At 58.6% G+C, this 12,391-nt stretch carries 11 protein-coding genes; 4 read left to right on the top strand and 7 right to left on the bottom strand.

The annotated features are described in order from the left end of the window. Positions 1–31: 31 nt before the first annotated feature. The 5 genes from ftsL to dinB all read right to left on the bottom strand — a co-directional run bounded on the left by ftsL (position 32) and on the right by dinB (position 4,064). Positions 32–460 carry a cell division protein FtsL gene (ftsL, locus tag DD236_RS10265; RefSeq protein ID WP_109094299.1) on the bottom strand — a complete coding sequence of 143 codons (429 nt, stop codon included), beginning with the start codon at positions 458–460 and terminating at the stop codon, positions 32–34. Further along, a complete protein-coding gene (gene rsmH / locus DD236_RS10260) occupies positions 457–1,461 on the bottom strand; it encodes a 16S rRNA (cytosine(1402)-N(4))-methyltransferase RsmH (protein WP_109094298.1) in 1,005 nt (334 codons plus the stop codon). The genes ftsL and rsmH overlap by 4 nt, the downstream gene beginning before the upstream one ends. 114 nt (positions 1,462–1,575) lie before the next feature. After that, the gene (gene mraZ / locus DD236_RS10255) at positions 1,576–2,007 is read right to left on the bottom strand and encodes a division/cell wall cluster transcriptional repressor MraZ (protein WP_109094297.1); all 432 of its coding nucleotides are present in this window, start codon (positions 2,005–2,007) and stop codon (positions 1,576–1,578) included. 348 nt (positions 2,008–2,355) lie between these two features. Next, positions 2,356–2,745 carry a DUF3040 domain-containing protein gene (locus tag DD236_RS10250; protein WP_109094296.1) on the bottom strand — a complete coding sequence of 130 codons (390 nt, stop codon included), beginning with the start codon at positions 2,743–2,745 and terminating at the stop codon, positions 2,356–2,358. A gap of 92 nt (positions 2,746–2,837) precedes the next feature. Continuing rightward, positions 2,838–4,064 (bottom strand): DNA polymerase IV, encoded by a 1,227-nt coding sequence (dinB, locus tag DD236_RS10245; protein ID WP_109094295.1) that lies wholly within the window; start codon positions 4,062–4,064, stop codon positions 2,838–2,840. 50 nt (positions 4,065–4,114) lie between these two features. Here dinB and DD236_RS10240 point away from each other — a divergent pair, with 50 nt between their 5' ends. After that, positions 4,115–5,023 carry a spermidine synthase gene (locus tag DD236_RS10240; protein WP_165819898.1) on the top strand — a complete coding sequence of 303 codons (909 nt, stop codon included), beginning with the start codon at positions 4,115–4,117 and terminating at the stop codon, positions 5,021–5,023. Here the strand turns inward: DD236_RS10240 and DD236_RS10235 are convergent. Then, positions 5,020–6,192, bottom strand: a complete 1,173-nt coding sequence (locus DD236_RS10235) for a PAC2 family protein (protein ID WP_165819897.1) — start codon at positions 6,190–6,192, stop codon at positions 5,020–5,022. The two genes, DD236_RS10240 and DD236_RS10235, sit on opposite strands and share 4 nt — an antisense overlap. Before the next feature lie 197 nt (positions 6,193–6,389). On the opposite strand from DD236_RS10235, the gene DD236_RS10230 reads away from it, so the two are divergent. Genes DD236_RS10230 through DD236_RS10220 form a run of 3 tightly spaced genes read left to right on the top strand, consistent with a single transcriptional unit; the run spans position 6,390 to position 11,929 of the window. Next, complete coding sequence (locus DD236_RS10230; protein WP_109094293.1) at positions 6,390–8,651, top strand: HelD family protein; 2,262 nt, start codon at positions 6,390–6,392, stop codon at positions 8,649–8,651. A 55-nt stretch (positions 8,652–8,706) separates the two neighbouring features. Next, the gene (gene serA / locus DD236_RS10225; protein ID WP_109094292.1) at positions 8,707–9,918 is read left to right on the top strand and encodes a phosphoglycerate dehydrogenase; all 1,212 of its coding nucleotides are present in this window, start codon (positions 8,707–8,709) and stop codon (positions 9,916–9,918) included. A 55-nt stretch (positions 9,919–9,973) separates the two neighbouring features. Further along, on the top strand, positions 9,974–11,929 hold the full coding sequence (locus DD236_RS10220) for an AMP-binding protein (protein WP_109094291.1): 1,956 nt from the start codon (positions 9,974–9,976) through the stop codon (positions 11,927–11,929). On the opposite strand, the gene nrdR is transcribed toward DD236_RS10220, so the two are convergent. Next, positions 11,926–12,390 (bottom strand): transcriptional regulator NrdR, encoded by a 465-nt coding sequence (gene nrdR / locus DD236_RS10215; protein WP_109094358.1) that lies wholly within the window; start codon positions 12,388–12,390, stop codon positions 11,926–11,928. The two genes, DD236_RS10220 and nrdR, sit on opposite strands and share 4 nt — an antisense overlap. Between the last annotated feature and the right edge of the window lies 1 nt (position 12,391).

Here is a 12,391-nt window from a genome sequence, read left to right as displayed (position 1 = left end):
GGCTCCGTCTTCACCTCGTGTCCCGCCATTCTTAGTTCCCCGATCCATCCGCTGCATCTGGGAACTGCGCATCGGGATCTGCGGGTAAGACTACGCTACCCGTTGTCAGATCGAGATGACGGATGTCCTCCGCGGGCACGAGACCTAGCTCATTTGCGCGCTTCTGCAGGCCTTCTGGAGTGGAGATCCCCACAACCTGATCCGTCAAAGTAGCCTCCGTGGCGGCCGCTTCGTTGATCTGCTGATTGACGCTCTGAAGCTCGTAGGCGGACGCCACCATCTGGGTATTGAGGAAGAACACTGTGCCAAATGCGCCCAAAAACAGCGAGGCGCACAAGAGAATCGTTCCGTACAGACCGCGTGCTGGGGCCGGAGTTGGGACAAGAGCAAGCTTCGGAAGCCCTCCGATAACCTGGCGTTCACCAGATCGGCGCGGTGCACCCGCTGGAATAGCGCTCATGAACTCGTCCCTCCCTCTCGCAACCGCTCTGCGGCCCTCAGACGAACAGAAGCACTTCGCGAATTCTTCGAAGCCTCCCCTGAATCAGCTTTCATTGCCCCACGTGTGAGCAATCGCAGGTACGGTTCATGGCCCGGCAGCTCAACCGGCAGGCCCGGCGGCGTCGTGGACGTAGCTCCCGCGGCGAATTCACGCTTGACGATCTTGTCCTCGAGCGAATGGTAGGACTCCACTGCGATGCGTCCTCCTACTCTGATCGAAGAAATCGCACGTGGTATCGCACGCTCCAGCACCGCAAGCTCATCGTTTACTGCGATGCGAAGCGCTTGAAACGTACGCTTGGCAGGATTTCCACCGGTTCGGCGTGTGGCCGCCGGAATGGAGGCCTTCACTAAATCAGCCAACTGAGTGGTACGCGTAATGGGGGTTGTCTCACGTTCGTCCACGATCCGGCGGGCGATCCGCGAGGCGAAACGCTCTTCTCCGTAGTGAGACAGGATTCGCGTGATTTCACGGACGTCAGCGGTGGCCAGAATTTCTGCGGCCGTCTGCCCCGATTCCGTATCCATCCGCATATCCAGAGGTGCATCGTGCGAGTAGGAAAACCCGCGCTCCCGCTCATCAAGCTGAAGTGAGGAAACCCCAAGGTCCATGAGTACGGCGTCAACAGTGCCTAGCCCAGCTCCTTGATGCCCAAGCTCCTTCGCCACGGAATCGATTTGATCGTAGGTGGCTTGAACCGCCTGAAACCTTGAACCAAACTTGGCAAGGCGTTCGCTGGCAAGCTCGATGGCTTCGGGATCTCGATCGATCCCAATCACCGTGAGGTGCTCGAACCGTTGGAGGAAAGCTTCACTGTGCCCGCCCATACCGAGGGTGCCGTCAATCATGATCGGATGCTCGGTCTCAAGAGATGGCTCCAGAAGCTCGATACATTCCTCAAGGAGGACGGGAACGTGCAAGGCATCACCAGCTGCACGAGGGTGGGTAGATGGCTCCATCCGTGTCCTTCCTCCTTCCACACCCCCTCATGGCCGTCCTGAAAAGTGGGCCACTCCTGCCCCTCTGAAACTAGGGAATTGCCTCAGATTGGCAGGAGAGACCACCACTCAGGGCTAGAAAAGCCCGGGGATGACTTCATCCTCTCGATCGGCAAATGCCGATTCTTGCTCGGTCAAGTACTGGCTCCACGCAGTCTGGTCCCAGATTTCAATGCGATTCCCGGTACCAATAACCGAAAGCTCGCGCTGTAGCCCCGCATACGTCCGTAGGTTCGCGGGGATAGTGATCCTTCCTTGCTTATCGGGCACCTCATCAACGGCACCAGAAAGGAACACACGCAGATATGACCGCGCTTCCTTCGATGCCAAAGGTGCCTGACGCAACTGCTGCTGCATCGTTTCAAACTCGGCTAGTGGGAAAACATAGAGGCAGTGTTCTTGCCCGCGCGTCATGACCAGCCCGCCTTGGAGCTGCTCGCGATACTTCGCAGGAAGGATGATGCGTCCCTTGTCATCAAGCCGCGGCTCATACGTTCCAAGAAACACGATCCACCTCCCCTACGTTTCTAATTCCTCCACTTTACTCCACATTGCACCACAGACAAGACTGTTTTGGCTAGTAAATCACGCGAAGACGCTCAAAATTCAGGAAAAGACTAGGAACGGAAGCCAGTGAACCTAGCCAACGGTGTACGCCATGTACCGGGTAGCAGCACCGGAATGCACTGAGATAACTGGGTTTCTGGAACGATTGGCCGCACCATGTGGGCCAAGTGGAGGGAAGTGGAGGATCCTTTCACCTAGAGATCTGGTGTGATCTGGGGATCCCCTCTAGCCCTGATACGAAAAAAGGAGCCCGAAGGCTCCTCTTTCGCGTATCACGTACTAGCTAATCTATCGGCGGTCATCTTTCCGGCGTTGCCACTGTTCGGCCTGTCGCGACATAAATCCGCCACCACCGGAGGGACGCTGCTGCTTGGACTGGTGATTCTGACCCATAGGCCCGGGACGGAATCCTTCGCTGATGTACCAGAAGCCACCAAACATCACGATCACACCAAGAACTCCCACGATCACGAGTTCGAGGGCGATTCCGCCAACTAGGACGGCAATGCCAACTACGGCAACCAGCAATCCAAGGACGAGGTGCCGTATAGACATGCGCATTGAAGAATCGGCCGCAGGTGGCTCCGGTTTCAAGGTATCCGCAAACTTGGGATCCTCGTCAGCCAATTGGGCCTCAAGCTCCTCGAGCATCTTGCGCTCGTACTCGGAAAGAGGCATCTTTTCTCCTCATCGGTTGGTGTTCCCCTATCCTATCGCGTCAAGAGCAAACCGAGAAAGTTGAATCAATATCCCAGCTGCGGCCCAGGCAACTATTCGGCGGAATCTTCGCGGGGTTGGAGGAGGCTCCCGGGTGAGATCGCGCCACGCCCAAACTTGCGGTCCACGAGGTCCATCACGCCTTCGGCCTTCAGGCGTCGCGGATCATCGTCCCACGCGAGTTGGATACCATCACCAGTGCGTACCATCTGTTCGGCTCGTAGCCCGACCAGCCGGAGGCCATCGGCAGGAATGTGAACGGCGCTGAGAAGGCGCTTGGCAGCCAGATAGATCTCTTGGGCAACGTTGGACGGACTAGGGAGCGTTATGGAGCGCGTAATCGTGGTGAAATCTCCGAACCTCACTTTGATCGCGACAGTCCGTGCCAAAAGGCCACGTTCGCGTAAGCGCCGCGCTGTCGAGTGTGCCTGATCAAGGAGTATGGCCTCAATCTGCTCCACCTCACTAATCCGATCAAACAGCGTGACTTCCTTGCCTATCGATTTTTCCTCATGCGAAGGCATCACGGTTCGTGCGTCGATCCCCATGGACAGTGCGTACAGGTGGCGTCCGCTGGCCTCGCCCAGCAGTTGGATGAGGCGGCCTTGCCCAAGTGCTGCAAGGTCCCCGACAGTTTCCACACCCTGCTTTTCCAGCCGCTCTCGCGTACGCTCCCCCACGCCCCACAGCGCACCCACCGGCAGTTCCGCGAGGAAAGCAACCGTGGCGTCCTTCGGGATAAGCAGCAGCCCATCGGGCTTGGCGTGGGCGGAGGCGATCTTGGCCACATGCTTGGTGGCGGCGATTCCGGCGGAGGCTGGAACACCCACCTCGGCCCGGATCCTCTCGCGAATAGACTGGGCGATCTGAACGGGGCGCCCGAAGATCCGCTGGGCACCTGAGACATCAAGGAAAGCTTCATCCACAGATACCTGCTCGCGCAGCGGGGTGTACTCATCAAGGATCGCCATGATCTGCCTAGATACCTCACGGTAGCGTTCGCCGTTCGGCGGAATCATGAGCAGTTGCGGGCACACTCGTTTCGCCGCGCCCACCGGCATCGCAGAGTTCACGCCGTAGGAACGCGCTTCGTAGGAGGCTGCCGCCACGACTCCGCGCTCGGTGCCACCCACGGCAACGGGAAGCCCGGCTAATTCAGGGTGTTCTAGCAGCTCCACGGACACAAAAAACGCATCCATATCGATGTGGATGATGGGCGTGGCGGAATCATCACTGCCCCAGTCCCGGCGCGCTGAACTGGATCGTGGTGCACGTGACATCGTTCCTCCTCCTGTCCAGCCTACGCCACGGAAGTTGGTAGGGTGATTGCGTGACTCGCTCGAAAAACAATCGGCAGACTCGGCCCGATGGGCAACGATCCAAGCGAGGATCTAATCCCCTTGACCGGCTTCCAACCTCACCCGTAACTACCAGCTTTTCACTCGCTGAGGTTGGGCAGAGCCCATACCGCCCCAGCCTCATCACCCTGTATCTGGACGGTGCCGAGTCCTCTGCCCTAGACCTTGAGGATCCCACCTATCTCGAGTTCGAGTACATGCAGCACATCGATCTCATCATCGGGGCAACGCTGGGAGATTCCGTTCCGCTCCGCGCCTTGCACCTAGGTGCCGCCGGCTGCGCTCTAGCCCGCGCGTTAGACGCTCAACATCCCGGTTCTAGACAGCTTGCGATCGAGCTTGATTCTCAGTTGGCTGCCGGCGTGCGCGAGTGGTTCGATCTTCCGCCCTCGCCCCGCCTGCGGATCCGGGCCGATGAGGCCCGGCACGCCCTGGATACCACGAACGCAAAGTGGGACGTAGTAATCCGTGACGCATTCCGGGTTCGCGACGTCCCGCTTCAGCTCCGCACCTCAGAGTGTGTGCGGCGGGCCCATGAGGTGCTCAGCCCGGGCGGCCTCTACATCATGAACTCCATTGCCTCCACGGGCTTTACCCGCTTGGGAGAAGAAATCGCGACAGTTAGTGAGCACTTTCCTCACCTCATCGCGATCGTAGATCCCTCGATCCTCAAGGGCCGGCGCTTCGGCAACATTGTGATTGCTGCTTCCGATGAGGAGTTCCCCGTGGCCGAGATTTCGCGTCGCGTCCGCAAGCTCTCGCTTCCGGCCAGTGTGCTTGACACCGCGACTTTGCTCCGGAAGGCCGCCGGTTCGAAGGTTTTTACCGACGACGAATTACAGCCCGGCATCCTCTGGTCATCAGCCGAACCGTCAAACTAGTTCTTACCGAACCCCCACGAATGGCGCCCCCAGCGCTTTCCCTTGCCCGAATCAGACGAATCTGGGTCATCGGGGGATTGTTCATCTTGTGATTCGGGCTCATCCTTTTGCTCGGGCTCAGGCGTATCGTCCGGCTTGCCGCTCTGAGCATGGGGCGCCGATGGCGGCTGCCACCCGTTTCTGCCCTGATCTTGCTGGTCCGAGCGCCATGAACGGGCTCGTCGAATCTCATCGATCCTGCGAGCTAGCCCCTGTGGATCGAATTCGTTTTCCACGTGAGGGCGTTCGTTGGCCGAATCAACCTGAGCCAGGAACTGCTCGGCTGCCCGCCCGATCTCATCCACAGACGGGACCGTGTAGTCCATGTCGGGTGCGGAGACGAATCCGGGTGTATCGCCCTTTTCGTCATAGTCCTTCTCAAACGCCCCGATCACTTGCCCGAGTTCTTGATTCTCCTCTGCAAGTTCTACAAGTCGCTCGTTTTGCCGCGCAACATCATGCTGTAAATCCCCTACGGGGAAACGCAGCCCCGAGATCTTGCCCACCATCGACAGTGCGCCCACTGCACCGGACGAATAGTGATGACCTGCCAGATACATCGGTACGCGGACGGCAACGTTCGTCATTGGAATATCCAGCCGGGAGGCGTGATACTCCAAGTAATCAGCGAAGGATGCCTGGAACCAGAAATTGGCATCCAGACCATCGGACTGAGCGTCCGGCTTAGTAGAGCGCACCATCATGTCTGCGGCCCGAGTATGCGGAACGGGCGCGGGGATAGCGGTGAAAGAGTAAATAGACTGAACGCCAAAGCGCTCAACCACATCCAACATGTCAGCAACCAACGAATCCCAGTGAAAATCGGGCTCAGATCCGTATAGACGAAGGAACTCCGTCCCCTCAACGTCTTTAACAACGGATAGGGCTAGGCCCTCTCTCCACATGCCAGTGAGCTGGCCAGCCTGGTAGTTCACCCATGGGCGCTGCGCACGATAGTCAATGAGTGGATCCGAATCGATGTTGGCCGCAACCTCGCTATCGAGTGTGCCGAGGGAGCTCGCAACCAAGCGAGCTATTGATCCGGCATCCGTCGCTGGGTCAACAAGGTTCAGGACCAACGTGCCGATGTGACCCGGCAGGTCCTCAGGAAACGAGATGTATTTACCCATGACCAAACTCCTTTCGCCCTCCATTGTCTCATGCTAGAGAAAGTGCGCATTCAGCACATCTTGTTCCCATTCCCGCCGTGAGCGAAATACAGAAATGTGAGAGGCCTAATTGAACGTGGATGAGAAAGAGGGAACAATAGACAACCGGATTTTCACGGTCCCCACCCCTTGTGGCCCGGATATCGAGAGGAAACGTCTTGTCGGATACATCGAAACCGCGCGAGCGCGCGATCGCCCGTGAGCAAAGCTACGTTGACTCCGCTTATGATGCGCTTGATCGGCAACGGCTGGGTTACGAGAAACGGCTAGCGGGCGTTCGAACTCAGAGTGAGCTGGAGAGCGCAGGAGCGCGCACCGAACGCGATTCTTTCGCCACCCACTATGAAGATAACCTGCGCCGTATCCGCAATGTAGAGAACCGGCTGGTTCTGGGCAGACTCGATTTCCAAGACGGCTCGCTCGAGCATATCGGCCGCATCGGCCTGCGTGATGAGGATCAGGAGATACTTCTCCTTGATTGGCGTGCCCCACAAGCCGAACCGTTCTACCGGGCAACAGCCGCCCAACCCGGGCCCGTAGTGCGCCGTCGGCACATCCAGACGCGCCTACGTCAGGTCACGGGTATCGAGGACGAACTCCTCGACACTGAGACAGAGAATAGCTCTGACCTTGAGCTCACCGGTGAAGGCGCCCTCATGAGTGCGATGAGTCAGGCGCGCGACGGGAAGATGACGGATATCGTCGCCACGATTCAGGCCGAACAAGACCGCATCATCCGGGCCGATTCCACCGGGGTGCTCGTGGTCCAAGGAGGTCCGGGAACCGGTAAAACTGCGGTGGCATTGCACCGTGCAGCCTACCTTCTCTATGCCCAGCGCGAGCGTCTCTCACGATCCGGTGTGCTGGTTATTGGCCCCACACCTACGTTCTTGCGCTACATCGATCAGGTCCTGCCCTCACTCGGCGAATCAGACGTTGTGGCCACCACCATTGGTGGTCTCATGCCAGGTGTCAAGGTCACGGGACAAGACGCACCCCTCGCCAACCAGATCAAGTCGAGTCTGCTGTGGCGGGACATCGCTGGACGTGCCATCACTCAATTGCTGGAAAAGCCACTCGAACGTTCGAAGAGCTTCCTCATAGATTCGGAGAAGGTAACGTTGCGGCGCAGGGACGTGGAAGCGGCCCAGAAGAAGGCGCGCCGGTCCGAGCTGAAGCACAACGAATCTCGCGATATCTACGCAAGGGCGTTGGTGGAGAACCTAGCGCGTCAGGTGGCCACCGCCAAGGAGCTGGAGTTAGAAGATAACCAGTGGATCGTTGCCGATGTAGCGGCCAATCGGGATGCGCGGCGCGAGATCAACCTACACTGGCTACCCACCTCCCCTGTCCAACTATTAGAGAAGATCCTTGCTGACCCCGCGCGCCTCGCGAGCGTTGCCCCCGAGCTCTCTCAGACGGAAAGAGAAGCGCTATATCGTCCCCTAGGCAGCGTGGTGACGGAGGCGGATATTGCTATCATCGACGAGTTTGCTGAGCATCTTGGGAGCTTCTCCACCGATTTCGAGAAGCATCAGAGGGAGGCCGCGCAAGCTCGAGATGCTGAGCTCTCAGATTACGTGAGCGAGACGATGAGCGCCATGAATCTTGGTGGCGGAATCGTTGATGCGGACTTGCTCGCGGAGCGCGTGGGAGCTACCGGCCCGCAGTCAACGCTCGCCGAACGAGCATCAAGCGACAGGTCTTGGACGTATGGTCACGTTGTGGTGGACGAGGCACAGGAGCTTTCACCCATGCAGTGGGAGATGCTTATCAGGCGCTGCCCCACCCGATCCTTCACTGTGGTGGGAGATCTGGATCAGCGGCCGGTCGGTTCGCCGGCGGGTGGATGGAAAGAGCTGCTGGGCAGGCTAGCCCCTCAGAGCCACGAGGAAGAGCTCACGATTTCCTATCGCACACCCGGTACAGTTCTTCGTGCCGCATCCAAGACGCTCGGGGAGGCTGGATTCCCGGTGCGTAGCGTCCGCCCGGCTCGCGATATCAGCGGTAGCTTTACCGCACGGCCCACAGAGCCCAAGAACCTTATCCCGTCAACGATCAGTGCCGTTTCGGACTGGGCCCGATTCCTTGACGGGGAATACGGACCCGGCGGCGGAACCATCGCGGTGATTACCCCTGAAGCTCTCACAGGGCAGGTCAAGGACTCCCTCGTAGACTCCTCCGCGCTGGACCAATGGAGTATCAATACAAAGGGCACGGATGTGAGTTCTCGCATTCACGTGATCGATTCAGCCCAGGCGAAGGGTCTGGAATTCGATGTGGTGATTCTGATTGAGCCACGCGAGATCCTTGTGGAGGGGCCAGGAAACCTCTATGTGGCCATGACTCGCCCCACTCGGCAGCTCCACGTTATCCACTCCACGCCACTTCCCGAGGGCATGGAGGAAGCTGAGAACTAGGTACCAGTATGCGGGCCCGTTTGCTCTTGAGCACAAGCTCACGCAGAGTTAATCTGTGGCACGCATACTTCTTTTGGAAAACCCTCACGTTTCAGCCGATGATTTGTTCGCGCGCGCGGACCACGAAATCGTCCGGATTGATCATGCACTGCAAGGCCAAGAGCTGATCAAGGCGCTCGACGGCGTCCAGATGCTTGGTATTCGCTCAAAAACTGCCGTAACACGCGAGGTCATTGAGGCATGTCCCGAACTCGTGGCCATCGGCGCTTACTGCATCGGCACGAACCAGGTCGATTTGGAAGCCGCGAATGAATACGGTATCGCCGTATTCAACGCGCCTTATGCAAATACCCGATCCGTGGTTGAGCTAGCGCTGTGCGAGGCCATCGCTCTCACACGCCACCTCCCAGAGAAAAATGCCGTGCTTCACGACCGGGTATGGGAGAAGTCTGCGGCGGGCGCACATGAGGTCCGCGGCAAGACTCTCGGTATCGTCGGATACGGATCGATCGGATCCCAACTGTCCGTACTTGCTGAAGCCATGGGCATGCGAGTGCTCTTCTTCGATATCGCCGAGCGTCTAGCGATCGGCAACGCCCGGCGCCTGCGCAGCCTCGACGAACTGCTTGCCAGCTCCGATATCGTCTCTCTGCACGTTGACGGCCGTCCCACCAACCGGAACTTCTTCGGCCGCGACCAGATGGACAAGATGAAACCAGGAGCGATCCTCATCAATCTATCCCGCGGATCGATAGTTGATATCAACGCGCTGTCAGACAAGCTAGCCGATGGCTCCATCTCTGGAGCGGGCATCGATGTGTATCCTGACGAGCCGGACGCTAACGGTGATCCTTTTGATTCGCCACTTATCAGGTTCCCGAACGTCTTACTCACTCCGCACATCGGTGGTTCTACCGTGGAGGCGCAGGAATCCATCGGATACTTCGTGACGGGCAAGCTCATGGATTACTGGCGCAAGGGTGCTACCGAACTCTCCGTTAACCTTCCACACATTGCTTCCAGCCCTTCGGTCGATTCGCTTTATCGGGTGGCGTGGATTCATCACAACACTCCCGGAGCACTCGCCCGAGTCAATCAGGTATTCGCGACTGCCGGGGCCAACATCAACCGGCAGATTCTGGCAACAGCAGGTGAGATTGGGTACATGGTCACTGATCTCTCGGGAGAGCTGCCCGCGCATACCGTCCAGCACCTTTCGGATTCCGAACAGAATATTCGCCTTCGCGTTCTGAAGAGAGAGTACTAGGGGCCGTAACCACATAGAATGGGCACGCAGTTACAACGATAGGCAGGATTAATCCATGAGCCAAAGCGAAGCCGCACGTCCTCATTACGCCCCCGGCGTCCCGGCCGAGATTCCACCGGTCACGCAGACGATCGACCAGTTTCTCTTTCGCTCAACCGAGGAGTTTCCCGAGCGCATTGCGATCGATTTCTTAGGACGCACGTTCACCTATCGCGAGCTGCGGCACACGGTCCGCAAGGCACAGGCGGCGTTATATCGGGCAGGTGTGCGGCACGGGGACGTTGTGGGGCTGATTATGCCGAACTGTCCGCAGCACATCGTGGCCTTCTATGCGGTGCTTTCGCTCGGTGCCACAGTTGCCGAACACAACCCGCTTGCCCCTGCCAACGAACTCAACGAACAGCTGGAGCGCCACGGCGCCACCGTTGTGATTGCGTGGGAGCAAACGCTCGAGCGGCTCACGGAAGACTGCGATTTCCGCGGCCGCACCTACCTGTCCGTCGATCTTTCGGTGGCGCTGCCCTTCACTTCCCGGATGCTTCTTAAGCTCCCCGTCAAGGCCGCCAAGGAGCAGAAGCAGCGGCTGCGCGGCAACGTCCCGAGCGAGATCCTCTCCTTTGACCGAATTGTCAGCAAAGCGCCGCTCCTGCCACGCGAGACGGTACTTCAGCCACCCGAACTGGATGAAACCGCAATCCTCATTCACACGGGCGGAACAACAGGCGTACCCAAGGCAGTTCAGCTGACCCACCGCAACGTTGTTGCGAATGTGTCACAAACAACCCTGTGGGTAAACGGCATCCAGACCGGTAAGGAAACGTTTGCTGGAGTTCTCCCCTTCTTCCATGCCTTCGGCCTTCAGACGATCCTGGGCATCGGGATCTCTCAAGCAGCAACGCTGGTGATCCTGCCCAACTTTGACGTCCCAGCATTCCTTGCAGCCCAGAAGCGTCGGCCAATCTCGCTCTTCCCCGGGGTAGCACCCATGTACGCCCGCGTGCTTCAGGCTGCCGAATCCGACCAATCGGCAGATCTCTCATCGATCAGATGGGCCTTTTCAGGGGCCATGGCGCTTTCGCCCACGCTGGCGGCCGAATGGGAAGAAGCCACTGGCGGCCTGATTATTGAGGGTTACGGCATGTCTGAGGCCAGCCCCATCATCGCGGGCTCCCCAGTTTCCGCCGAGCGCCGCCCCTCAACTTTGGGGATACCCTTCCCCTCCACCGAGGTCCGGGTTGCAGATCCTGACGATCTGTCCAAGGACGCTGAAGGTACCGGAGAAATCCTCGTCAAGGGCCCTCAGGTCTTCCAAGGCTATTTGGGTGAGCCTGAGGAAACCGCCTCCGTGTTTCACGACGGCTGGCTCCGCACCGGAGATCTGGCCCGGTGGGACGATGGCTACCTCGTCATGGCCGATCGTGCCAAAGAGATGATCATTCAGGGCGGCTTCAATGTGTACCCAACTCAGGTTGAGGACGTTCTACGCGCCATGCCTGGCATTCGCGACGTGGCGGTTGTGGGCATGCCGGATGATGAGCGTGGCGAATCCGTTGTGGCAGCTCTGGTTCTAGAGCCCGATACCACTGTTGATCTGGACATGGTGCGGCGCTGGGCATACGATCGCCTCTCCCATTACGCCGTGCCTCGCTCCATCGCAGTAGTGGAAGATCTCCCCCGGTCCCAGCTTGGCAAAGTCATGCGCCGGTCCATTCGCGAGCAGCTAGAAGACTTCGAGCTCACTGCGGGCCAATGGCGCGCGAAAGCAACCGCGGCCACGGACAACGCTAGCAACGCGATTGAGAATCTAGCCGCGTCCCTCAGCCAGCAGTACAACGCCACACGCGATCAGCTGCAAGAATGGCTCAGCTCGCTCGGCGAATCGCTGGAGGGTATCCAAGAAAACCTGTCTGGCAAGGAGAGCGAAAAGGATCTCTCAGATGAGCTGCGCGGCAAGGGTATCTCTAAGGAAGCGTTTACGCAGTGGCTCAGCAAGCTAACGAAGGAAGATTAGTCCTGCGCCTGCTGGCTTTTGTGCTGGCGTAGTTCTTCGATCGCTTCCTCGAAATCATCCAAGGTTTCGAAGCTCGAATACACGGAAGCAAATCGCAGGTATGCGATATCGTCCAACTCCCGCAGCGGCTCGAGGATAGCCAACCCGATTTCGTGGGCGTCGATCTGTGAACTTCCCGATGCGCGCACCTTCTCCTCAACCTTTTGGGCTAGGAGCGCGAGATCATCCTCGCCAACTGGGCGCCCTTGGCACGCCTTGCCAACCCCAGCAATGATCTTCTCACGTGAGAAAGGCTCACTTGAGCCGGAGCGCTTGAGCACGATGAGGCTAGCGGTCTCCATCGTGGAGAAGCGTCTCTTACAGTTCGGGCATTCTCTCCGCCTGCGAATCGCTTGCCCATCATCAGTAGTACGGGAATCGATGACGCGGGAATCGGGATGGCGACAAAACGGACAATGCATG

Origin of the sequence: Ancrocorticia populi, assembly GCF_003123745.1 — a bacterium.
In the GTDB taxonomy this organism is placed as follows: Bacteria; Actinomycetota; Actinomycetes; order Actinomycetales; family Actinomycetaceae; genus Ancrocorticia; species Ancrocorticia populi.
Note: the sequence above shows the minus strand (reverse complement) of the source record. Positions and strands in the feature narration are given on the sequence as shown.